Raw genomic sequence first — 23262 nt, 5'->3', positions numbered from 1 at the left:
TTTTAAAAACATTTTTTCTGCTTAATTTTGATTCATTGACCAAATTCACTTTAAAAAAAGCTAGAATAAAAAACCTGTTAAGGAATTATACTCTAGCTTTATAATCATCACTTAAATAAAATACCTAATTCTTTATCTTGTAAAATAGCATTTTTTGATTCATTGATTCGTTCAATATCAGCACCTAATGCTTGTAATTTTTGATGAAAGTGATAATAACCACGATCAAGATGTTCTAAGTGTGTTACACGAGTGAACCCTTCTGCAACCAGACCTGCAATAATCAAAGCAGCGGCTGCTCTTAAATCCGTTGCAGCTACTTCGGATCCTTGCAATTTAGCTGGACCATATATAACAAGAGTCTGATTTTCGATAGTGAACTCGCTGTTCATCCGACGCATTTCTTCCATATGCATGAATCGATTTTCAAATACCGTTTCCTTCATGGTGCTCGTACCTTCAGCCACAGCTTGTGCTATGGTAATTTGTGCTTGCATGTCAGTTGGAAAACCAGGATGAGGCATTGTTTTAATATCTGTGGCTTTTAATTTGTCTGGACCAATTACTCGTAAACCATGTTTTTCTGCAATAAAAGTAACGCCCATTTCTTTTAATTTTGAAATTAATGGTTTATTATGTTCAGAGACAGCATCTTCGATAAAAACATTTCCATTGGTAACTGCTGCTGCTACCATAAACGTACCAGCTTCAATGCGGTCTGGAATAATACCATGATCTATTCCAACTAATTCTTTCACTCCTTCTATTCGAATGGATTCCGTACCGGCTCCAATAACTTTAGCTCCCATACGATTTAAGAAATTAGCCAAATCAACAATTTCAGGCTCTCTTGCTACGTTTTCAATGGTAGTCGTTCCTTCTGCTAATGTAGCAGCCATCATAATGTTTTGGGTTGCTCCTACGCTTGGGAAGTCCAAGTAGATATGAGCTCCTAATAATTTATCTGCAAAGGCTTCAATGTAGCCATTTTCGATATATACTACGGCTCCCATTGCTTCAAAACCTTTTAAGTGTAACTCGATTGGTCGTGTTCCAATTGCGCAACCTCCAGGTAAGGCTATTTTCGCATGTCCTAAACGTGCCAATAACGGACCCATTACAACAATGGATGCCCTCATTTTGCTAACGTATTCAAACGGTGCTTCGAAATTTAGCTCTCCTGAAGCGTCTAGTGTGATCTCTTTGTCGGTTTCATTAAAGTCTACGGTTAAATTTAAGTGACGTAATACTTCATTTATTGTAAAAACATCTGATAAAATAGGTACATTGCTTAACTTGCTTTTACCTTTACTTGCCAGGATGGTTGCTGCTAAAATGGGTAAAACAGCATTTTTTGCGCCCTCTACTTTTACTGTTCCTTCGAGACGTTTACCGCCACGAACAATCATTTTTTCCATGATTATATCCCTCCGAAATTTCTGTTGCCAACAACCTTTGCTCGTTGCTCTAAAAATTTACAGCAATCTTTGATATTATAGCACACATGCTTTATCATTTCCAAACCCTATATTAATTAGATTGTTCTCAAAACAAAAAAATCAAATTTCTGGACATTAGTATAAATTCAATCATAAATGAGCTCACTAAATAACCAATTGCAATGGATAAAAATAAATAGAGCAAACGAGCTTGTTTGACATGATTTTTTCTAATCCATTTTTCAATCATCAATCCTCTTAATGCCCAAAAAGTTAATAATGTAAACGAAATATGCGAAATAAGACTTATTAAAGCCTGCGTGCCTATAAAATTCATTCTTTTTGCTCCTCTTGTCATTATCTTAACATAGTCCTATTCTAAAAGAAATTTTCGAGTGCTTTTTTATTTTCATTTCTTTTTTCCAGCAAATAAAAATAAGAAACTCACAGCTTTCGCTAAAAGTTTCTTATTTTGCTACTTTTTGTGTTTGGAAACAGAAATACGGTTAATGGCTTTGCGCAATGAAATTTCTGCTCTTCTATGTTGTTTATTATTATGAACAGCTTCTGATTTCCTTATTATCTCTTCTGCTCGTTGCTTAGCTGCAAAGGCACGTTCAACATCAATGTCTCTCGCTCTTTCGGCACTATCAGCAATAATCGAACAAACATTATCACGCATTTCCATTATCCCACCATTTACTGCAATTAAGTTTTCTTCATCAACCGATACACGTTCAATTCGGACACTATCAATTGCTAAAGGAACAATGATGGGTGTATGGCCTGGAAGGATACCTAATTGTCCATCGATAGATCTAACGATCACACGACTTGCGCGATGATCATAAACAATACCAGCTGGGGTCACAATCTGTACTTGTAATTCCGCCATTATAGTTGTCCTCCTCTACTAATAACCAGATGCCTTAGCTTTTTCTACTACTTCTTCAATACGTCCGACGTTACGGAAAGCATCTTCTGGTAAATCGTCATAACGACCATCTAAGATTCCTTTAAAGCCTCGTATGGTTTCGGATACGGGTACGTATGAGCCTGGTATTCCTGTAAAAGCTTCGGCTACATGGAAGTTTTGTGACAAGAAGAATTGGACACGACGAGCACGTGAAACAGTAATTTTTTCGCTATCGGATAACTCATCCATTCCAAGAATAGCAATAATATCTTGCAATTCACGGTAGCGTTGCAATAGTTGTTGAACATCAATAGCAACTTGGTAGTGTTCTTCCCCAACAATTTCAGGTGCAAGTGCACTTGATGTTGAAGCCAATGGATCGACTGCTGGATAAATTCCTTGTTCAGTCAATTTACGTTCTAAGTTGGTGGTTGCATCTAAATGAGCAAATACAGCCGCCGGAGCCGGATCGGTATAGTCATCGGCTGGAACATAAATAGCTTGAATGGACGTTATCGAACCTTTATTTGTTGATGTGATTCGTTCTTGTAATTGACCCATTTCTGTAGCTAATGTTGGTTGATACCCAACTGCTGAAGGCATTCTTCCAAGTAACGCTGAAACTTCTGATCCTGCCTGGGTAAACCGGAAAATATTATCAATGAATAACAATACATCCTTTCCGGCTTCATCACGGAAATATTCTGCAATGGTTAAACCGGTCAATGCTACACGCATTCTAGCGCCTGGAGGTTCATTCATTTGTCCAAATACCATAGCTGTTCTTTCAATTACACCAGATTCTTGCATTTCAAAGTACAAGTCGTTTCCTTCACGTGTCCGCTCTCCAACCCCAGCAAACACTGAGATACCACCATGTTCTTCAGCTATATTATGAATTAATTCTTGGATTAATACTGTTTTACCTACTCCAGCTCCTCCAAACAAACCAGTTTTACCACCTTTTAAATAAGGTGCTAACAAATCAATTACTTTGATACCAGTTTCAAGGATAGTACTGTTACTGCTCAACTCATCAAAAGACGGAGCAAAGCGGTGAATAGGATCGCGACGAACATCTTCTCCAAATGGCTCTTTCAAGTCAATTGTTTCTCCTAAAACATTGAACATTCGGCCCAATGTCTCTTCACCAACAGGAACATCGATAGATCCACCTGTATCGATTACTTCCATTCCACGTTGCAATCCATCTGTTGATTCCATAGCAATTGTTCTAAGCACACCATTGCCTAGCTGCAAAGCTACTTCTAAGACGACTGTATTTTCTTTTCTTGAATCTTGTTCTTCATTACCAGTTTTGATTCTTCTGACTATTAGAGCGTGATTAATTTCTGGAATTTCTTTATTTACTGGAAATTCTACATCAACAACCGGACCAATAATTTGAACAATTTGACCAATACTCATTCGTTTCCCTCCATTCATTACTCTTATCCTAGTGCGGAGGCTCCGCCTATAATTTCAGTAATTTCTTCTGTGATAGCAGCCTGGCGAGCTCTATTATAGTGTACCGTTAAATCATCAATAATATCTCTAGCATTATCGGTTGCACCTTTCATAGCTGTCATACGTGCTGCGTGTTCAGCAGCTTTAGCATCTAAAATAGCACCATAAATCAAACTTTCTGCATACTGAGGCAATAAAATATCTAGAATTTCTTCTTTTGATGGCTCGTATAAATAATCACTTTCATACTCAACTTTTTCTGCTGAATCAAGATCATTTAGAGGCAACATTTTATCCGCACGGTATTCAAAACTAACTGTATTAATATGGTGATTGTAGCAAACGTATAACTCGTCAAATATGGCGTTTTTATACATTTCTGTTGCTGTCCGAGCAATACCTCGAACTTCATCAAATGTTGGATGATCACTAATATCATTTAGTTCATATGCCACATTCATTCCTCTTGTTTTAAAGAAATCTCCAGCAGTGCTGCCGACAGCCATAAAAATGTATTCATCAGGAGATTTGTGATCTTTTTGAATCATATCAATCGTAGCTTTAATGACAGAGCTATTGTATCCTCCCGCTAATCCTTTATCGGAACTGATAACAATGTACCCTGTTCTTTTTACAGTACGTTCAATCAACATGTCATGAAAATCGATATTTGAAGGAGAATTTGTACCAATCAATGTGCTGTCTTCAAGTAGTGATAATTGAGTATGCGCTAGATGGGTAACAATTTCTCTAATTTTGCTTGCATAAATTTGAAATCCTTTTGCTTTTTGTTCAGCTTTTGACAATTTAGCACCTGAAACCATCTGCATAGCATTAGTAATTTGGCTTGTTTTCTTAGTCGAAGCAATTTTTTTTGTAATATCATTTAATGATTCTGCCATTCCTATTCACCGCCTTTACATCGTTTCTGGAATGTAATTTGAGCTATCAGATTCAACTGTACTCGTGAAAAAGTTGTTTATGAACTCAGAGATAACAGCATCTAATTTCTTACTATCTGGCAATTCTTTTGTTTCGTTTATTTCAACAATTATTTCTTGGTGTTGGTTGTCAACATAATCATAAAATTCTCTTTCAAATCGTCCTAATTCATTAGTACCGACCGTATCTAAAAAACCATGCGTTAATGCATAGAAAATCAATACCTGTTTTTCCACACTGATTACTTCATGTAATCCTTGTTTCAAAATTTCTACTATTCGGTGTCCACGATTTAATTTAGCTTGAGTAGCAGCATCTAAATCTGAACCAAATTGAGTAAATGCTTCTAACTCACGGAAACTTGCTAAATCTAAACGCAACGTTCCAGATACCTTTTTCATTGCTTTAATTTGCGCTGCTCCACCTACACGAGAAACAGATAAACCGGCTGCGATAGCTGGCCTCACACCTGAATAAAACAAATCACTTTCTAAGAAAATTTGTCCATCTGTAATAGAAATAACGTTTGTTGGAATATAAGCAGAAATATCTCCTGCTTGTGTCTCAACGATTGGGAGAGCCGTGATAGAGCCGCCTCCTAATGCATCATTTAATTTAGCTGCACGTTCCAACATCCGTGAATGCAAGTAGAACACATCTCCTGGATAGGCTTCCCGACCTGGCGGACGACGGAGTAGCAAAGATAATTCACGGTAAGCCACTGCTTGTTTCGTTAAATCATCAAAAATAATCAGAACATGTTTCCCATCGTACATAAACTCTTCCGCCATTGCCAAACCAGCATACGGAGCGATATACAACAATGGTGCTGGTTGTGAAGCACTTGCCGTTACGATGATTGTATAATCCATTGCACCGTGTTTTTTCAATATTTCAGTTTGAGAACGGACAGTTGATTCTTTTTGTCCAATCGCTACATAAATACAAATCGTATCTTTTCCTTTTTGATTAATAATGGCATCAATCCCTAAACTAGTTTTACCTGTTTTACGATCTCCGATTACGAGTTCACGTTGTCCTCGACCTACTGGTACTAATGCATCAATAGCTTTAATTCCTGTTTGTAACGGTTCAAAAACAGATTGTCGATCCATTACTCCAGGAGCTGGACTTTCAATAGGACGTGTTTTAGTTGTATGAATTTCTCCCATACCGTCTACAGGTTGTCCTAATGAGTTAACTACTCTACCAATCATGGCTTCTCCTACAGGAACTTCCATAATGCGTCCTGTGCGCTTAACTGTATCTCCTTCAACTATGCCTTCGAAATGACCCAAAATAATAATTCCGACATCATTCGTTTCCAAGTTCAAAGCCATCCCATAAACGCCGTTAGAAAATTCAAGTAGTTCTCCGGCCATCGCATTTTCTAATCCATAAGCTCGAGCAATACCATCTCCAACATAACTTACCGTTCCAACCTCATCAATAATCAACTCACTGCTGAAACCTTCAATTTGTTGCTTAATGAGCTTACTGATTTCTTCAGCTTTTAACCCCATAAATTTTCACCTCTTCAACTTTTTCTTTTTGAGCTATTTCATCATTTGTTTTCTTAGTTTGTCTAATTTAGTACGGATACTGCCATCAAAAACCGTATTTTCAACTTCTACTACAACTCCGCCTATAACTTCACTGTCTTGAACTTTATTCAATAATATCTTTTTAGCATTAAATCTTTTGCTGAATACTTTTTTTATTCTTTCTTCTTGTTCTTTTTGAAGCGGGACAGCTGTAGTTACTTTAGCCACTATTGTACGATTTTCATGATCATGTAGTATTTCATACTCATGAATAATGGATAACATATTATCCATTTTCCGGAAATCATAAATCGTTTGAATAAATTGTTTGACATCAGGAATAAAATATTCTGTGATTTCTGATAAAATCTTCTCTTTGTCCGTTTGTACGACATCACGATTATTAAAAAAATCACTCAAATTTTGGTTGCCGTAATATATTTGACGGATATCCATTAAGTTATCAAAAACAATATCTTCCGTATTCTTTTCAATTGCATCATAATAAAAAGCTTTAGCTAATTGGCATGGATTCATATTTCTATTTAATCTCATTCGTATCTGCCAGCCTTTCAAGGTACTTATCGATTAGTTCCGCATGTCCTTCATTTGTTAATTCCTTGCTAATTAGTTTCTCAGCAATCTGGATAGACAGCAAACTTACATCATTACGAACACTTGCCATTGCCATTTGACGTTCGTTCTCGATTTCTTTTTTTGCATCTTTTTTTAATCGTATAGCTTCATGTCTGGCTGCATCCAACAATTCTTTTTCTGCGCTTTCAGCAGAGACTTTAGCTCTATTTAAAACACTAGCCGATTCGGCTCTTGTCTTATCTAATTTCTCTTGACGTTCTGCAGCTAGGCGTTCAGCTTCGTTTTTTGCAATTTCAGCATTTTCTATGTTACTTGCAATATTTTCCTCACGTTGATTCATAATATTCATCAACGGTTTCCATGCAAATTTCTTTAACAAAACCATCAATAATAAAAACGATACTAGTACAACAATTGTATCTCCTGCAGTTGTTGCTCCTAAAACTAACTGTTTGAACATTAATTTCACTTCCTTATCCTATTCAGATTAACCTACCACGAAAAAAGCAGAGACGCCTTTGCTACCTCTACCTCTTACTTTTTTATTTTTTAGCTAATATCAATTGGAATTTTAATTCGCTTTATTAGCTGAATACTAGAATAAAGGCGATAACAACTGCCATGATTGGAATGGCTTCTACTAAACCTACACCAATGTACATTAATGTTTGTAATTCACTTTTCATTTCTGGTTGACGTGCAATAGATTCGATTGTTTTTGAAATTACTTTACTTGAACCATATGCTGCACCCATTGCTGCTCCCGCTATTGCAATTGCTGCTCCTATTAAACCTAAACCCATACTAATTTCCTCCTTATTTTTAACTTACTTTTTTTTATTTTTTATTCATGTTCAACTTTATGAGAAATGTACACCATTGTCAGGGTCGTGAATACGAATGCTTGGATACTCCCAATGAATATAGAGAAGCCTTGCCAGACCATTTGTAAAGGTATACCGACAATCCACGTAAAAACACCATAACTTTGTGCCAAGGTGGCAATTAAGCCTATTAGAATCTCTCCGGCATAAATATTTCCGTACAACCTTAAAGCTAATGTTAACGTATTTGTAAATTCTTCAAATATTTTAATAGGTAATAAGAAAGGGACTGGTCTAATAAAACTATTCATGAAATAGTTTTTAAATCCTTGTTCTCTTACACCAAAGTAGTTAGACAGTATAATAACCATAAAAGCTAATGACAATGTAACTATTGGATCAGCTGTTGGACTCTTCCAAAGCTGCTGACCATTTACATTTAAAACTAATGGCAATCCCATCATGTTTGAAACAAATACAAACATAATTAGCGTAAAACCTAGCAGACCAAACTTATCTCCTTGCTCTTTCGACATTGAACTAGAAATAATATTTTTGACAAAATCGACAACCCACTCAATAAAATTTTGCTTACCGGTTGGCTTGAGCTTCATATTCCTGGTAGAAATAAAGGCTATTAAGAAAACAATAACACAGGCTATAACAGTCATAATCATGTTTGTTACATTAAAACTCAAACCAAATAAATATAGTATTGGAGATTCCTGTTCCACAACGTTCACCTCTTTTCCACGTTTGATTTATTATTTTTTTCAACAAAACTAGCTAGTTTTAAATCGAGTTTGTAACCTCTCGAATTTTTTCAAGCTCGATATTAATTTTACCATACTATTTGATTTCTCTCATAACATATCCATGTTTATTGTATCTTTTTTTGTCAGCTATGATGAAATTCTTCCTATTATAAGGACAAGTAAAGGTTTATTAGTTGTTTTTCGTTTAGCCTTGTTGACAAATGCTATCTTACCACCATTTAGTTCGGAATACAAAACATTGTGAAATGAATTTCTGTTTCCATGTAAATTTTATCTATTTATTTGCATTGTGGGTTTTAATAGCTTGATATGAGTTAGTTTAACGAATAAAAAATAACCCCTAGAATAAAATAATCATCATTTTATTCTAGGAATTTTTTTTACAGTCCTTATATGTTTGATTAATATTAACAAGGTAACTAATACCTGAATTATTTATATACTTCTCTATAGAGATATTTTTATCAGAATTAGTAAAAAGTGAGGTTTTGGAATGTTCATTCATACACTATCTGTTTAACCTTTCTTCCCTGCTTATATACTATGACGATTTGATTATACTGATTAACTGATCGTCTATATGGAAATGGACAAGTTCAAAAAATTTGTTTCCGCCTTGTCAGACCCTAGTGTCTTAGCTGTATTCAGTAGATTTTGACAAAAAAACAGAAAATAGCTATGAGGATAAAACCACCCTCTTTGCCATTTCCTGTTTTTTTGTCCTATCTAGACAGAGCTCTTCACATCTTTTTTTACAGGGTCCCAAATAGGCGATCGCCTGCGTCACCTAAGCCAGGTAAGATATAGCCATTTTCGTTCAACTTTTCATCAAGTGCTGCTGTATAAATATCAATATCTGGATGTGCTTCTTTTAATGCTTTTACCCCTTCAGGTGCTGCTACGATACAAACAAATTTAATGGAGCTTGCGCCACGTTTTTTTAATGCATCAATTGCTGCAATAGCTGAAGCACCTGTTGCTAACATTGGATCAACTACTAGTAATTGACGATCTTTAATATCTGAAGGTAATTTAATAAAGTATTCTACTGCTTCTAATGTTTCATGATCTCGGTACATTCCGACGTGTCCAACTTTAGCTGTTGGGATTAAATCTAAGGTACCATCAACCATTCCTAAACCAGCTCTTAGGATAGGTATAATAGCGACTTTTTTACCTGCTAATTGTTTTTGAGTCGTTTTAACTAAAGGCGTTTCGATCTCAACATCTTGCAAAGGCATATCTCTTGAAACTTCATATGCCATTAAACGTGCAATTTCATTCACGGCTTCTCTAAAATCTTTCGTTCCTGTATTCTTGTCGCGAAGAATTGTAACCTTGTGTTGAATCAATGGATGGTTTATTACATGAAATTTTCCCATAATCTTCAGCCCTCATTTTCTTTAGATTTCAAACAATTCTATTGTAAAGGAAATTCTGTTTAAAGGCTAGAAGTTTTACCATTTCTATTCGTTTTAATTTTTCAATGCAGAAGTTATAGGCTATTAACCTCATCTTTCTCTGATTGAGAGGGGAAAGTTAGCTCTTTGCCATTTTCTATTTTTCTTTCATGACTGAGCAGAGTCCTCCACATCTTGTTTTAATTGAGTTGCGTGCCGCAGTTTCTCGTCAAAATAGATACTCTTTTTGGAAATGCAACATTTCCGGCAAGATTCCTAATTTTGAATCAAAACTACCAAGCGGCACTCCACATCTTGTTTTAATTGAGTTGCGTACTCTAGTCATTCGGAAAAAAGATAAATGCCTGTGAGGATAAAAAACATCCTCTTTGCCATTTCCTATTTTTCTTTCATGACTGAGCAGAGTCCTCCACATCTTGTTTTAATTGAGTTGCGTACCGCAGTTTCTCGTCAAAATAGATACTCTTTTTGGAAATGCAACATTTCCGGCAAGATTCCTAATTTTGAATCAAAACTACCAAGCGGCACTCCACATCTTGTTTTAATTGAGTTGCGTACTCTAGTCATTCGGAAAAAAGATAAATGCCTGTGAGGATAAAAAACATCCTCTTTGCCATTTCCTATTTTTCTTTCATGACTGAGCAGAGTCCTCCACATCTTGTTAGTACAGTGGGTTTTTTTGGGTTAGTTTTAGTACTTCTTGTTTTATGGCTGGACGTTTTTCTGGTCGGTCTTTTGTTTTTAGAGTTGCTACAATTAGTTCTGCTACTTTTTTTGAATCGTCTTCATTAAATCCACGTGTCGTGATCGCGGGTGTTCCGATTCGGATACCACTTGTTTTGAATGGACTCAATGTTTCAAATGGAATGGTATTTTTATTTACTGTGATGCCTACTTCATCTAACAGATTTTCTGCTTCTTTTCCATTTAATCCAAATTGCGTTACTTCTAATAATAGCAAATGATTATCTGTGCCTTTGCTGACTAAATGTCCAGCTGATGCATTGAAAATATTTTCCATCGCTTTGGCATTTTTTATAATTTGTGCTGCGTAATCTTTAAATTCTGGCATTAATGCTTCTTTAAAAGCAACAGCTTTTCCAGCTATTACGTGTTCTAATGGTCCACCTTGAATACCTGGGAAAATTGCGCTATTAATTGCTTTGCCGTATTGTTCTTTTGCCAAAATCAATCCCCCGCGAGGCCCTCTTAATGTTTTATGAGTTGTTGACGTTACAACATCAGCATACGGAATGGGATTTTGGTGCAATCCAGCAGCGATTAGACCTGCAATATGCGCCATGTCTACCATTAAATAAGCTCCAACTTCATCTGCTATCTCTCTAAATAAAGAAAAATCAATTTTTCTTGCATAAGCACTTCCGCCGGCAATAATCATTTTTGGTTTATGTTTTAATGTTTGCCTTCTTACTTCATCATAATCAAGTAACTCGTTTTCTTTGTCGACTCCATAGCCAACAAAATTATATGTTTTTCCGCTAAAGTTAACTGGCGAACCATGTGTTAAATGTCCTCCATGTGTCAAATCCATTCCTAACACAGTATCTCCGGGCTCTAAAAAGGCATTAAAAACAGCCATATTAGCTCCTGAACCAGAATGGGGTTGGACGTTTGCGTATTCAGCTCCAAAAAGTTCTTTAGCACGCTCAATTGCTAAATTTTCAATAACATCAATGTATTCACACCCACCGTAATACCGCTTTCCTGGGTACCCTTCGGCGTATTTGTTTGTTAGAATACTACCTTGTGCGGCAAGTACTCCTTTTGAAACAAAGTTTTCTGATGCAATTAATTCAATATTTTGTTCCTGGCGTTTTTTTTCTTGGTCAATTGCGTCAAATACTTCTTTATCAAATTCTCTAAACTCCATTTTTAACCCACATCCTCTAATAAGTTCATTTTAGTATAACACTATGTTTTAACTACGTTTTAGGACTATTTTCTAAAAAAACGATTTCCTGCTGCTTTTTCTAGACGGTTCATATACGCTCCACCTATACCTTTATTCTCATAAGACTCGGCTAATATTAATGTGACTGCTGTTTTTTCAAAAAAACGCAAGCCCGCATAGAGTAACTTAGCTGCTGCTGTTGCATCGTTTTTATCTCCTAAAGAAAACACGGCTGTTACGGTTGATTTATATTGGTTTATTCGGTTTTCATTAGCTAATAACCCTATTTTTTCGCCTTGGCTTTGATAGTAAGTAATCGCTTCTTGCCACTGCTCATCTGCACCATTCACAATAACTACGGTTTCATTAGGCGCATAATGGGTGTATTTCATCCCAGGTGCTTTGGGACTTTCTTCTTTAGTAATAAGGTGTTGATCTAGATAAACTTTTTTTACAACAGATTCCAATTCTTCTTTTGTCAAAGCTCCTGGCCTTAAAATGGTCGGCTTTTCAGGATTTGTCATATCTAAAACAGTTGATTCCAATCCTACACCTGTTTCACCACCATCTAATATACCGGCAATTTTCCCGTTCAAATCATGGTAAACGTGAGCTGCCGTTGTTGGACTAGGTTTACCTGACGTATTTGCGCTTGGTCCAACTAAAGGTACTCCTGCATAATGAATTAAAGCTAGTGTTGCACGGTTATCTGGCATGCGTATCCCTACACTAGTTAAACCTCCAGTTACGATCTCAGAAAATACGCCTGGTTTTGTTTTAAAAATCAACGTTAAAGGGCCTGGCCAAAACTTAGCCATTAACTCTTTTGATTGTGCTGAAATTTCTTCAACATAATTAGCTACTTCTTCAACAGAAGCTACATGAACAATTAAAGGATTATCACTTGGTCTTCCTTTGGCTGCATAAACTTTTTTGACTGCTGCTTCATCCATAGCATTCGCTCCAAGTCCATAAACGGTTTCTGTTGGGAAAGAAATTAGTTCTCCTTCTTTTAGTAATTGCGCTGCTTGTTCTATTTCATCTAGTTGAAATAGTTTGGTGTTCACAAAACCACCTCCATCTTTTATATTTCGTTGCTAATTATTTTATTATACTCTTATTTATTCAAAGGTATGTGATTTTTTATCACAACTTCACTTTAAGCAGTCGGTCTTGACCACCCATATCCTTTTCAATTGTTACATCTGCTGTGGGGAAAGCCTCTTGGAAGATAGCTTTTACTGCAGGTCCTTGTTTAAATCCGATTTCTAGAAATACTTGTCCATCCGGTTTTAGAATGACTGGCATTTCTTTTGCTAATCTTTGATAAACGGCTAAACCTTCATTTTCAGCAAATAAAGCCAATTCGGGTTCGTAGTTTAAAACTGAATCATCCATGTATTTTTTTTCATCCACACCAATGTAAGGCGGGTTAGAAATAATAACATCGAATTGTTCTTTTTCCACAGGCTCAGTTAAATCTCCCAAAAGAAATCGTACTTCTACTTGAAGGTTTTTGCCATTTTCTTTAGCAACTAATAAAGCCTTTTCAGATAAATCGATTGCTGTTACATCATCTTCTGGGCGCTTTTTTTTTATCGTAATAGCAATAACTCCAGTACCTGTTCCAATATCCACTATCTTTAAAGGTTTTTTTGGTGCTTCTTTTAAAAATTTATCGACTATTTCTTCTGTTTCAGGACGAGGAATCAATGTGTCCGAAGTCACCTTAAACTTATTATCAAAAAACCATTCATATCCTAATAAATATTGAATTGGAATACCTGTGCTGTGTTGTTTAACATCAACTACCCATTGTTGTTTTATTTCTGGAGTAATGCAATGATCTAAATGAACAATAAAATCCGTTTTAGACCAGTTAAGTCTTTCTCTCACTAACATCTCAGCCGCTAAGCTGTCTTGTCCAGCTTCTTCTAAAAAAGAAGAAGCCCATTTTAGGACTTCTCTATATGTTTCATTAATCTTCATTCTTCAATTGCTCCATTTTTTCTGTTTGGTCATGAAGGATCAATGCGTCTACAATCTCATCCAGTTTACCACCCAAAATTTGTTCTAATTTTTGAATAGTTAAACCAATTCTATGATCGGTTACTCTACTTTGAGGGAAATTATAGGTTCTAATGCGTTCTGAACGATCTCCAGTACCAACTGCAGATTTACGCTCTGTATCAATAGCATCTTGAGCTGCTGTTTGAATATGGTCGTACACACGAGCTCGTAGAACTTTCATCGCTTTTTCCCGGTTTTGAATTTGTGAGCGACCATCTTGCATAGCCACTGTGATGCCTGTCGGTAAATGAGTCAATCTTACAGCAGATGCTGTTTTATTTACGTGCTGTCCACCAGCTCCACTCGCATGATAAATATCTACACGGATATCTTTGTCAGCAAGATTTAATTCCACTTCTTCTGCTTCTGGCATCACGACAACCGTTGCAGTTGACGTGTGAATACGCCCTTGTGATTCAGTAGAAGGGACGCGTTGAACACGGTGTGCCCCGTTCTCATACTTTAATTTTGAAAACACATTTTCTCCTGTAATCATGATGGTTACTTCTTTATAGCCACCAATTCCAGTGATATTTGCATCCAATACTTCTGTTTTCCAACCTTGAGCATCTGCATATTTTTGGTACATTCCGAATAAATCACCAGCAAATAACGCTGCTTCATCTCCACCAGCAGCTCCTCTAATTTCCATGATGATATTACGATCATCATTTTCATCTTTAGGTAGCATTAAGACTTTCATTTTTTCTTCAATTTCTGTTTTTTCTTTTTTCAAATCTGATAGCTCTTCTTTTGCCATTTCAGTCATTTCTGGATCAGACGTTTCTGATAACATCTCTAAGGTGTCTTCGATATCCGCTTCGACTTCTTTATAACGACGGTAATTTTTTACCGTCTCGCGCAGACTGGCTTCTTCTTTTGTTAATTTCATTAAACGTTTTGTATCGCTAACCACATCAGGATCGCTTAACAATTCGTTTAGTTCTTCATAACGTCCTTCGACGCTTGCTAGTCTATCAAACATACTGAATTTCTCCTTTATTTTTCGTTGTATTTCGTATTTATTTATCCTTAAATTTCCGGACAGAAATACAATCGTTTTTTACTCTTTTGTTTATTCGTACCGTCACCTTATTTACTATAATGGTGGATTGAAGTAGTGCTTACGGCAAACCGGGAAATAACTTTCGTTCCCACCTATTTGAATCTGTTCGCCTGCATATACGGGCTTCCCATCAATTAAACGCATATTCATAATTGCTTTTCTGTGACAGTACCAACAAATCGTTTTCATCTCTTCGATTTTATCAGCGTACAAAAGTAAATACTCAGACCCTTCAAATAATTCGTTTTTGAAATCATTTTTTAGGCCAAATGCCATTACTGGAATATCTAGGTCATCAACAATTTTGGCTAGTTGTAAAATATGCGCTTTTTTCAGGAATTGCGCTTCGTCTATTAAAACACAAGCAGGAGTAAAATCAAGTTCTTGAACTATTTCAAAGATATCTGTATCATCAAAAATAGATATACCTTCACGACGTAACCCAATTCGACTCGAAACCATTCCAACTTCATCCCGGTCATCTAATCCGCTTGTCATGATTACAACAGGTTTATTTTGTTCTTCGTAGTTATAGGCAACTTTAAGTATCTCAATCGTTTTGCCACTATTCATTGCACCATATTTAAAAAAAAGCTGAGCCATAGTTTATATCCTCTTTTCTTTCATAGGGAATCTCTTTGAATTATACGGTAGTTTTAGGGATAATGCATTAAATTTGTAAAAGAAAAATAGAATGAGTCTGATTTCCATTATAAACTAAACCTTCTTTTGTTTTTTTGTTTCTACTTTGATTTTAGGATTTAGCAAAACAATTTATCTATTCTAAATTGTTTCTACTATTTTTTACAGAACTACTTTTAGTACTAGTAAAGAAATATAACTTCCTATTACACAATCATACAATGCCAGATTAACCTTTCTTCTTTGCGACAACTTCAAATTGATACTATCAATTGTCGTATCTTATTCACGAAAATAGACAAGTTTTCAACATTTTCTTCTTCACTCGTCCATTCTTATCTCTAACTTGTCCATTTTAAAGCGTACGCTACCAATATTTTAAATTTTAGCCGCCAGAATTCCTTTGAGAGGAGCATGTTTTAACATGACCCTTGAGACATTTAGTAGATTTCAAGAACATAGATACATTTTTCAGGTATAATAGAACATGTTAAGGAATTTTAATAGCTTATCAAAAAAATTATGCTAGAATAGCTAATAGTATTAGTAAACCATTTTATTTATTATTGGAGGAAACTCAATTGAGTATACGTAACACTTTTGCCACAATGGTAGGAAAAACAACCCGCTGGGGACTTCACACTTTTTTTAAAGGTGGAAGCAGCTATCCTGGAATGTTAACCCAAAAATTAGACCCAACCGTCTTAGGAGCTCTATCTAAAGATTATGAAGTGGTTATTGTGACCGGAACAAACGGAAAGACTTTAACTACAGCTTTAACTTATCAAGTCTTAAAACAAAAATACCCAGACATTATTACAAACCCAACAGGCGCAAATATGTTACAAGGCATTATTTCAACTTTTTTAGAACACCATTCTTATAAAACGACATCTAAGAAAAAAGTAGCTATTTTAGAAGTCGATGAAGCCAGCTTGGTTCATGTAACAAAATATGTGAAACCAAAAGCTATCGTCTTTACGAATGTCTTTCGCGATCAAATGGACCGTTATGGTGAAATTTACACCACTTATCAACTTATGCTAGATGGAGCGGCCTTGGCACCTGATGCTTTAATCGTTAGCAATGGAGATGCTCCCATTTTTAATTCAAAAGAAACTGTGAATAAACGAGTTTACTTTGGGTTTGATCATTTACCGGATGGTGAAACGCAGGCTCATTATAATACGGATGGCGTACTTTGTCCTCATTGCCACAACATTTTACACTATAAATTTATTTCTTATAGTAATTTAGGTAAATATTATTGTCCTGAATGCGGCTTTAATCGTCCTGAATTAACCTATCGTATGACGGATATTCTTAAAATGGATCACCAATCTTCTCATTTTGTTATCGATGGTGAGACGTTTGAAATCACCATTGGCGGACAATACAATATTTATAACGCTTTAGCTGCTTACAGCATTGGCAGGATTTTTGACGTTTCAGCTGATCAAATTCGTGCGGGTTTCCAATCTTCTAAGCGCGTTTTTGGCCGTCAGGAAGTTATCCAAATTGAAGATAAAGAAATTACTGTTAATCTTGTCAAAAATCCTGTGGGACTAAATCAAGTTCTAGATATGATTGGTCGAGATCCAGAGCCATTCTCTTTAGTTTCTATTTTAAATGCCAACGCAGCTGATGGAACAGATATCAGTTGGATTTGGGATGCCGATTATGAAAGTATTTCTGAGATGGACATCAAACAAGTTACCGTCAGTGGCGAACGGGTAACGGATATCAAGACTCGTTTGGAAGTTGCTGGTATTTTACCGGATGACTTGCAAGTCATTCCCGATATTAGTGATTTAATCAAGAGTTTCAAACAAGCTCCTACTAAAAAAGTCCACATTTTGGCGACCTATACAGCTGTTTTACAGTTACGAAAAGAGCTAGCTAATCAGCACTATATTAAAGGAGGCATGTAACGTGATTGAATTAAATGTCTGCCACCTTTATGGTAATTTATTAAATACGTATGGGGATAATGGCAACCTATTGATGCTTAAGCATCGTGCTAAACAGCAGGGTATTTTATTTGATGTTGAAATTATCAGCTTAAATCAAACGTTTGATCCCTCTAAATATGATTTAGTTTTTTTTGGAGGAGGACAAGATTTCGAACAGCGTATCGTTTCCAAGGATTTGCAAACAAAAAAAACGGATATCTCATCTTACATTGAAAATGATGGAGTAATGGTTGGCATTTGTGGTGGGTTCCAATTACTGGGGCATTATTATGTTGACGCTGCTGGAACAAAAATTAATGGCGCTGGCGCAATTGATTGTTACACACTTAATCAAGATCATAGTCGTTTTATTGGAGATATTGTTATCAAAAATGACGAGTTTGATGAAACCTATAAGGGTTTTGAAAATCACAATGGTCGAACTTTTTTAGGCGATCACGTTAAACCACTAGGAATCGTCGAAAAAGGTCAAGGTAACAATGGTGAAGACAAAACTGAAGGGGCCCATTACAAACAAACTTATTGTTCTTATCTTCACGGGCCACTCTTAGTTCAAAATGTTACACTGACCGATCGAATTTTAAAAGAAGCCGTTAAAAAACGTTTCCCTCAAGAAGCTGAAGAGTTATTCGCTTAAAAAAAGGATTCAGACAAAATAAATTGTCTGAATCCTTTTTTGATCTATTAAAGTTTTATTCCTGGTGTTGAAGCGATGACTTGTAGTCTGCCGTCAATAGACCAGTTCTCAATATCATTGGGTAAAATAAAGCTTGTTCCTTTATTTAATGAATAATCACCCGATTCAACAGAAAGCATCCCTTCTCCTTCTAATACACTCACCAATGTATATGGAGCACTAGCTTCAAAGGCTGCTTTCCCTTTAATCTCCCATTGATAAACATTGAAGAAGTCTGTTTTTGCATATGTTGTGATGTCAACATTCTCTAATTTTTCTATCTTGCTTTCTTTTGTTGCATCTACGTGTGGAACTGTTGTCACATCAATCGATTGTTGGATGTGCAGTTCTCTCAATTTTCCTGCATCATCTTTGCGGTCGTAATCATAAAGACGATAAGTCGTATCACTAGATTGTTGTGTTTCTAAAATCAGAATACCTGCTCCAATAGCATGAATGGTCCCACTTGGTACAAAGAAAAAATCACCTTTTTTTACTTTAATCCGTTGCAATAACTCATCCCATTTGCCTTCACGAATCATTTTTTCTAGTTCTTTTTTAGTTTTAGCATGATGTCCATAAATAATTTCTGCTCCTTCATCAGCATCGATAATATACCAACACTCTGTTTTACCCAGTTCGCCTTCATGCTCTAATCCGTAAGCATCATCTGGGTGAACTTGTACAGATAAGTCATCGTTTGCATCTAATATCTTCGTTAATAACGGGAAAACCTCTCCCTTAGCATTCCCAAAAACAGCGCGCTGCTTTTCCCAAAGTTGTTCTAGAGTCATTCCTTTATATTGTCCATTTTGTATTGTGCTTGGACCATTAGGATGTGCACTAATTGCCCAGCATTCTCCTACTTTATCACTAGACAAATCATAGCCAAATACGTCGTGTAATTTCGTCCCGCCCCAAATTCTTTCTTGTAAAACGGCTTCTAAAAACAAAGGTTCAGTCATTTTTAAAATTCCTCCCATATGCATACTTCTTATTTATCTTACCACAGTTGAAAACGATTTTATATTGCTTTCATTACAAATAGGCTTTCTATTTTGTTTCACTTTCCCAAAGGTACGTCTCTATTAGGTGATTCCTGTTTGCTAGATAAATTTCCTTATCACTAGTAGGGTGAACTCTATTGGACAAAAAGATAAAAGCTTCTTGTTGTTTTATATTTAGAATAATAAATGTTCCTGTAAAGCCAGTATGAAAAAGAAAGCTCTCTTCTTTTCTTAGTATTAAATCCCAACCTAAAGAACGACTTAATTTCCCATTGGGTGTTCTATCCTTTGTCAAGTTAGAAATCGTTGCTTCTGCTAGTATCCGAGTGCCCTCTAATTCACCTTTTTGAAGCATCATCTGACTAAAACGAGTGACATCATCGAGTGTAGAAAATAAACCGGCACTGCCACAGTGATCGCCAAGTACCCGTGCCTTAGGATCATGAACCTCTCCTCTAATTATGCCTCGTTGAGGATGATTTTGAGTTGGTGCACATTGAACTGGATTACTGGGGTGATAAGTAGAATTGGTTAATCCCAATGGATTAAGAATTTTCTTTTCAAAAACAGAATATAGTGCATCCTTTTCGATAAATTCTATGATGTATCCTAATAAAATCATATTAATATCCGCATATTTAACCTTTTTTCCTAAAGTGGTATCTGGTGTTAAAGATAAAAGCGCTAATTTCAATTCACTAGCTGATAGATTATCTCGATTGGGGATAAATCCGTTTAGTGCGGAAGTATGGGTTAACAAGTGACGAATCGTTATTTCATCTGATTTAAAGCTTGGCAAATAGTTATACACCGAATCTTCTAAGGTTATTTTTTCATTTTCCAACAATTGTAAGATGACCGTTGTTGTCAGCATCACTTTTGTCAAAGACGCCACATCGTATTGCTGATTTTTTTGAATGCGTTCTTCTTTTGGATAAATTGCTGCTAGTCCTTCTCGGTAACTTTCCTGTTGGCCATTTTTAATAAATGCATAGCTTGCCCCAGGTATGATTGTATCTTTAATTAATTTTTTAACCGCTGTTCTTGTTTTAGGGTACACTCCTGTCATCCTTTCTATTACCAGATACGCATATCTTATTATGAATGAATGAATCAAAAAAGCTTATGGGTATCTTTTCCATAAGCTTAACTATCTCACTAATTTAGCGGTAGTTTTTTTCTAGCAATGATGCTGCGTCTTCATCCATAATGAATGTCACATTTGGATGGGTTTGCAAAATAGATGCTGGGCAATCTTCACTAATAGGGCCTTCTAGTGTATCTTTAACTGCTTGAGCTTTTCGTATCCCAGATGAAGCTACCAATATGTGCTTAGCTTCCATAATGTCTGCTAAACCCATTGTCAACATTTGAGTGGGTGCTTCTTCAGAAGTTAACTTTTGATAGGCAATCGTGCTCTGAATGGTTGATTCATCGCTGTCTGCTATAAACAGACGAGAGTCAAAGGGTGTCCCTGGTTCATTGGCAGCTAAATGTCCGTTAACACCTAAACCAACAATCTGTAAATCTCTAGAGTATTTTTTCAACAGTTCATTATACTGGTTAATCTCAGCCTGTAAATTTTTTGTACTGCCATCTAGCAAGCCACTATATTTAGGTTGTGTTTTAATTAAATCATAAAACTTTTCATGCATATACGTATAGACAGTAAATGGTTTATCCCGTTCTGCAACATATTCATCTAAATTTGTGAAAATCGCTTGATCAATGGCTAATTTGTCTTCGTTTATTGCTTCAACAAGCAATTCAAATGTGCCATCATAACTTGCACCAGTTGTTGTATTAATAACGGCTCCATTATTTTTTTTAATTGTCTCTTCTATTACTTTGTAAGCAGCTTGAGATAGCTCTGCATAGTTTTTTGTTTGAATAACGTCCATTTTATTTTCTCCTTTTATTTATCTTTATCTTTATCTTTATCTTTATCTTCTCTCATTTTTCAAGAGAACGGTTTACTTTCATTGCATACTTGGTCCTATTTTCCAGAAAAATTCTACCGATTATTCTTTTTCTGATTCAGTCATTAAGTATGATTTCCTCTGTATAAGTAGGCGTTTTCCTTTTGTGATAACCACCTTTTTAATTATAATCTAGCCTTTTCTGTCCTCAGTTTAATAGTAGCATAGAAATCGTTTTAAAAAAAATGGAACATAGGTGTTTTCAATAGAGATAGCATTTTTATCTTCTATCGGCTAGAGAATAATTCAAATAATAGACCATAAAAGAATACTGCCTTTTAAGGTCTATTATTTGAATTATTCTTGTACGGTTTTTACTCCACTTCCGTTAGTACTCTTCAATGAAAGGACATGCGGTGTTTTGTCCAATTGATAAACATATTGTTTACCTTCTAATTTTTTTGGACCATCTAAATAAAAGGCTTCGCTATAGCCATGATTCCTATTACCTGTTAATAGATAATCAGAAACAAAGATAGGTTTCAACCTCTCACCTAAATTTTTTCGAGTAGGCAACAATAAGACTAAATGATACAATCCTGTTAAAAAAAATTTGTAAAAGAACTTTGCTGCCTTTTACTTGTGTAGCGTGCAATACCACTAGAATCATTTCATATCCTTTAGATTTTCAATAGTTAAAACTACTCCTTAAATAGGTGTGTTTTTATTTAAATTTATCCCTTTTTCAATTTCTTTTTTAATTTCCTTTACTTCACCCTTCTTATCCACATACTTTTATAAGTTTGATAAAAAATGATTCATGTGCACGAAGAATTGGTGACCTATTTCAATTAAAAATAATCATATAAAACTGGAGTGCCTTCTGGAATGTATTCTGCAATCTCAGCAACTAATTGTTTATCCCCTTCAATTTGCTCGAAAAAGTGTAATTCTTTAATTGTTCGATAGTTCATAAAAACTTGAGTCCAAGTTTGAATTGTTCCAGTCAATATAGACTCTTGGAGAATTTCTTCCTCTCTTGTTATTAGAGTCACTTTTCTATCTGTCAAATGCAATTCTACTTTCCAAAGCCCTGCATTCCAATCAGCTTGTTCATCTTTAACTTTCAAATAAAAGGTTTGAGGAGCTTGTTTTTTGAAAGGATAAGCTAATAAAAATTGTTCAACATTCACGATTCGAGCCATCATAGAAGGAATGAATTCTTGTTTGATTCTTGGGTTGTCAAATAGATAAGCTATCTTTTCATGTTCTCCTGTTTTATAAATAAAGGTATGAAAGCTCGCTTTATGTGATGAAACAAAGTTCCATAACTCTTTAAAAGCTGATTGTGATAGGTAAACCATCTCTTGTAAGACAAACGTTCCTTCTGTTTGTCCTTTGAAAGAATAAATCAAATAACCTTGAGCTTTTCCTTTTTCATCATAATATAAAGCAATAGAAGAGTCTTCTCTTGATAACATCAAAAATTCCCAATCCCACTCACTACGTTTTAAAGGTCCTACACTTGTTCGGTAACGATTTTTATAAATTTCTTTGAGACTTGCTTTTGCATCTTCCCATTTAACCCGTCGAATAGATCCAATAGTTTTTTGTATTTTTGGCAATTCATTTACATCAATCGTATAGTTTAGCTCGTCAAAACACTGTTCATAACCATATCTGCGATAAAAAGAATAAGAAAATGGATCCAAGTAAGACAATGTTTGCCCTTGTTCATTCATTTTTTTTAAAGATAACGCCATTAACTGAGCAATATCTCCTCCACCTCTATTTTCAGGATAACTGGAAACGTATCCAATCCCTCCCATTTTAAAGGTTTGTCCATGTAAATAAACTTCCATTGGGCGTACAATCAGTTGGCTCAGTAAGGTATTATTTTTAAAAGCACCATAACAGTCTGAATTTAAGCAAAGTTGCTTAAATTTTTTTTCACGACTTGCTGTTTTATCTTTATTAAATGCATAGTTTGCTAAATCTAACATCTCTTTGTACTGTTCAAACTGCATTGTTTTGTATTCAGTCATTTATTTCCCTCATTTCCTTACTTTGT

23 protein-coding genes are annotated in these 23262 nt (G+C 35.5%); 2 read left to right on the top strand and 21 right to left on the bottom strand.

Features of this window, described 5'->3' with window-relative positions:
* Positions 1–107 precede the first annotated feature (107 nt).
* From murA to BR44_RS10735, 16 genes are all read right to left on the bottom strand, one after another.
* Entirely contained in the window at positions 108–1418 is a 1311-nt protein-coding gene (gene murA, locus BR44_RS10810; protein ID WP_034552707.1) for a UDP-N-acetylglucosamine 1-carboxyvinyltransferase, read from the bottom strand.
* 127 nt (positions 1419–1545) lie between these two features.
* Complete coding sequence (locus tag BR44_RS10805; protein ID WP_034552705.1) at positions 1546–1776, bottom strand: DUF1146 family protein; 231 nt, start codon at positions 1774–1776, stop codon at positions 1546–1548.
* Positions 1777–1914: 138 nt separating this feature from the next.
* The gene (locus BR44_RS10800; RefSeq protein WP_034552702.1) at positions 1915–2334 is read right to left on the bottom strand and encodes a F0F1 ATP synthase subunit epsilon; all 420 of its coding nucleotides are present in this window, start codon (positions 2332–2334) and stop codon (positions 1915–1917) included.
* Between the two features lie 18 nt (positions 2335–2352).
* Entirely contained in the window at positions 2353–3783 is a 1431-nt protein-coding gene (gene atpD / locus BR44_RS10795; RefSeq protein WP_034552700.1) for a F0F1 ATP synthase subunit beta, read from the bottom strand.
* A 23-nt stretch (positions 3784–3806) separates the two neighbouring features.
* Positions 3807–4724 (bottom strand): F0F1 ATP synthase subunit gamma, encoded by a 918-nt coding sequence (locus BR44_RS10790; protein ID WP_034552697.1) that lies wholly within the window; start codon positions 4722–4724, stop codon positions 3807–3809.
* 15 nt (positions 4725–4739) lie between these two features.
* Positions 4740–6287, bottom strand: a complete 1548-nt coding sequence (gene atpA / locus BR44_RS10785) for a F0F1 ATP synthase subunit alpha (RefSeq protein WP_034552695.1) — start codon at positions 6285–6287, stop codon at positions 4740–4742.
* Between the two features lie 33 nt (positions 6288–6320).
* Positions 6321–6863 carry an ATP synthase F1 subunit delta gene (gene atpH, locus BR44_RS10780; protein ID WP_034552692.1) on the bottom strand — a complete coding sequence of 181 codons (543 nt, stop codon included), beginning with the start codon at positions 6861–6863 and terminating at the stop codon, positions 6321–6323.
* On the bottom strand, positions 6850–7365 hold the full coding sequence (gene atpF / locus BR44_RS10775) for a F0F1 ATP synthase subunit B (protein WP_034552690.1): 516 nt from the start codon (positions 7363–7365) through the stop codon (positions 6850–6852). Before atpF ends, atpH begins: the two co-directional genes overlap by 14 nt.
* 124 nt (positions 7366–7489) lie before the next feature.
* Positions 7490–7708, bottom strand: a complete 219-nt coding sequence (gene atpE / locus BR44_RS10770; protein WP_034552687.1) for a F0F1 ATP synthase subunit C — start codon at positions 7706–7708, stop codon at positions 7490–7492.
* Positions 7709–7749: 41 nt separating this feature from the next.
* Complete coding sequence (gene atpB / locus BR44_RS10765; RefSeq protein ID WP_034552685.1) at positions 7750–8463, bottom strand: F0F1 ATP synthase subunit A; 714 nt, start codon at positions 8461–8463, stop codon at positions 7750–7752.
* Positions 8464–9257: 794 nt separating this feature from the next.
* Positions 9258–9887 (bottom strand): uracil phosphoribosyltransferase, encoded by a 630-nt coding sequence (gene upp / locus BR44_RS10760; protein WP_034552682.1) that lies wholly within the window; start codon positions 9885–9887, stop codon positions 9258–9260.
* Positions 9888–10587: 700 nt separating this feature from the next.
* Positions 10588–11817, bottom strand: coding sequence for a serine hydroxymethyltransferase (gene glyA, locus BR44_RS10755; RefSeq protein WP_034552679.1), 1230 nt, complete (start codon positions 11815–11817; stop codon positions 10588–10590).
* 65 nt (positions 11818–11882) lie between these two features.
* Positions 11883–12905: an L-threonylcarbamoyladenylate synthase gene (locus tag BR44_RS10750; RefSeq protein WP_034552677.1), complete on the bottom strand. Its 1023-nt coding sequence runs from the start codon at positions 12903–12905 to the stop codon at positions 11883–11885.
* 79 nt (positions 12906–12984) lie between these two features.
* Complete coding sequence (gene prmC, locus BR44_RS10745) at positions 12985–13827, bottom strand: peptide chain release factor N(5)-glutamine methyltransferase (protein WP_034552674.1); 843 nt, start codon at positions 13825–13827, stop codon at positions 12985–12987.
* Positions 13817–14893 carry a peptide chain release factor 1 gene (gene prfA / locus BR44_RS10740; RefSeq protein WP_034552671.1) on the bottom strand — a complete coding sequence of 359 codons (1077 nt, stop codon included), beginning with the start codon at positions 14891–14893 and terminating at the stop codon, positions 13817–13819. The genes prmC and prfA overlap by 11 nt, the downstream gene beginning before the upstream one ends.
* A 114-nt stretch (positions 14894–15007) precedes the next feature.
* Positions 15008–15577, bottom strand: a complete 570-nt coding sequence (locus BR44_RS10735; protein ID WP_034552668.1) for a thymidine kinase — start codon at positions 15575–15577, stop codon at positions 15008–15010.
* A gap of 620 nt (positions 15578–16197) precedes the next feature.
* On the opposite strand from BR44_RS10735, the gene BR44_RS10730 reads away from it, so the two are divergent.
* Together BR44_RS10730 and BR44_RS10725 are read left to right on the top strand one after the other, a co-directional pair.
* Positions 16198–17547: a Mur ligase family protein gene (locus BR44_RS10730; RefSeq protein WP_034552666.1), complete on the top strand. Its 1350-nt coding sequence runs from the start codon at positions 16198–16200 to the stop codon at positions 17545–17547.
* 1 nt (position 17548) lies between these two features.
* Positions 17549–18226 (top strand): type 1 glutamine amidotransferase, encoded by a 678-nt coding sequence (locus BR44_RS10725; RefSeq protein WP_034552663.1) that lies wholly within the window; start codon positions 17549–17551, stop codon positions 18224–18226.
* Positions 18227–18273: 47 nt separating this feature from the next.
* Here BR44_RS10725 and manA read toward each other — a convergent pair whose 3' ends face one another.
* The 5 genes from manA to BR44_RS10700 all read right to left on the bottom strand — a co-directional run bounded on the left by manA (position 18274) and on the right by BR44_RS10700 (position 23236).
* Complete coding sequence (manA, locus tag BR44_RS10720; RefSeq protein ID WP_034552661.1) at positions 18274–19230, bottom strand: mannose-6-phosphate isomerase, class I; 957 nt, start codon at positions 19228–19230, stop codon at positions 18274–18276.
* A gap of 88 nt (positions 19231–19318) precedes the next feature.
* The gene (locus BR44_RS10715) at positions 19319–20341 is read right to left on the bottom strand and encodes a serine hydrolase domain-containing protein (protein WP_034552659.1); all 1023 of its coding nucleotides are present in this window, start codon (positions 20339–20341) and stop codon (positions 19319–19321) included.
* A gap of 94 nt (positions 20342–20435) precedes the next feature.
* Positions 20436–21173: a glucosamine-6-phosphate deaminase gene (locus tag BR44_RS10710; protein WP_034552657.1), complete on the bottom strand. Its 738-nt coding sequence runs from the start codon at positions 21171–21173 to the stop codon at positions 20436–20438.
* 375 nt (positions 21174–21548) lie between these two features.
* Positions 21549–21788, bottom strand: coding sequence for a VOC family protein (locus BR44_RS11745; RefSeq protein WP_211249880.1), 240 nt, complete (start codon positions 21786–21788; stop codon positions 21549–21551).
* A 254-nt stretch (positions 21789–22042) separates the two neighbouring features.
* Positions 22043–23236, bottom strand: coding sequence for a GNAT family N-acetyltransferase (locus tag BR44_RS10700; RefSeq protein ID WP_034552654.1), 1194 nt, complete (start codon positions 23234–23236; stop codon positions 22043–22045).
* Between the last annotated feature and the right edge of the window lie 26 nt (positions 23237–23262).

The organism is Carnobacterium funditum DSM 5970, assembly GCF_000744185.1.
Classification (GTDB): Bacteria; Bacillota; Bacilli; order Lactobacillales; family Carnobacteriaceae; genus Carnobacterium_A; species Carnobacterium_A funditum.
This window is presented reverse-complemented; position numbering and strand designations above follow the sequence as displayed.

What these genes read in the sequence shown, in the direction of transcription:
- murA (WP_034552707.1), bottom strand. Translation starts at nt 1,418, where the DNA reads ATGGAAAAAATGATTGTTCGTGGCGGTAAACGTCTCGAAGGAACAGTA.
- BR44_RS10805 (WP_034552705.1), bottom strand. Translation starts at nt 1,776, where the DNA reads ATGAATTTTATAGGCACGCAGGCTTTAATAAGTCTTATTTCGCATATT.
- BR44_RS10800 (WP_034552702.1), bottom strand. Translation starts at nt 2,334, where the DNA reads ATGGCGGAATTACAAGTACAGATTGTGACCCCAGCTGGTATTGTTTAT.
- atpD (WP_034552700.1), bottom strand. Translation starts at nt 3,783, where the DNA reads ATGAGTATTGGTCAAATTGTTCAAATTATTGGTCCGGTTGTTGATGTA.
- BR44_RS10790 (WP_034552697.1), bottom strand. Translation starts at nt 4,724, where the DNA reads ATGGCAGAATCATTAAATGATATTACAAAAAAAATTGCTTCGACTAAG.
- atpA (WP_034552695.1), bottom strand. Translation starts at nt 6,287, where the DNA reads ATGGGGTTAAAAGCTGAAGAAATCAGTAAGCTCATTAAGCAACAAATT.
- atpH (WP_034552692.1), bottom strand. Translation starts at nt 6,863, where the DNA reads ATGAGATTAAATAGAAATATGAATCCATGCCAATTAGCTAAAGCTTTT.
- atpF (WP_034552690.1), bottom strand. Translation starts at nt 7,365, where the DNA reads ATGTTCAAACAGTTAGTTTTAGGAGCAACAACTGCAGGAGATACAATT.
- atpE (WP_034552687.1), bottom strand. Translation starts at nt 7,708, where the DNA reads ATGGGTTTAGGTTTAATAGGAGCAGCAATTGCAATAGCGGGAGCAGCA.
- upp (WP_034552682.1), bottom strand. Translation starts at nt 9,887, where the DNA reads ATGGGAAAATTTCATGTAATAAACCATCCATTGATTCAACACAAGGTT.
- glyA (WP_034552679.1), bottom strand. Translation starts at nt 11,817, where the DNA reads ATGGAGTTTAGAGAATTTGATAAAGAAGTATTTGACGCAATTGACCAA.
- prmC (WP_034552674.1), bottom strand. Translation starts at nt 13,827, where the DNA reads ATGAAGATTAATGAAACATATAGAGAAGTCCTAAAATGGGCTTCTTCT.
- prfA (WP_034552671.1), bottom strand. Translation starts at nt 14,893, where the DNA reads ATGTTTGATAGACTAGCAAGCGTCGAAGGACGTTATGAAGAACTAAAC.
- BR44_RS10735 (WP_034552668.1), bottom strand. Translation starts at nt 15,577, where the DNA reads ATGGCTCAGCTTTTTTTTAAATATGGTGCAATGAATAGTGGCAAAACG.
- manA (WP_034552661.1), bottom strand. Translation starts at nt 19,230, where the DNA reads ATGACTGAACCTTTGTTTTTAGAAGCCGTTTTACAAGAAAGAATTTGG.
- BR44_RS10715 (WP_034552659.1), bottom strand. Translation starts at nt 20,341, where the DNA reads ATGACAGGAGTGTACCCTAAAACAAGAACAGCGGTTAAAAAATTAATT.
- BR44_RS10710 (WP_034552657.1), bottom strand. Translation starts at nt 21,173, where the DNA reads ATGGACGTTATTCAAACAAAAAACTATGCAGAGCTATCTCAAGCTGCT.
- BR44_RS10700 (WP_034552654.1), bottom strand. Translation starts at nt 23,236, where the DNA reads ATGACTGAATACAAAACAATGCAGTTTGAACAGTACAAAGAGATGTTA.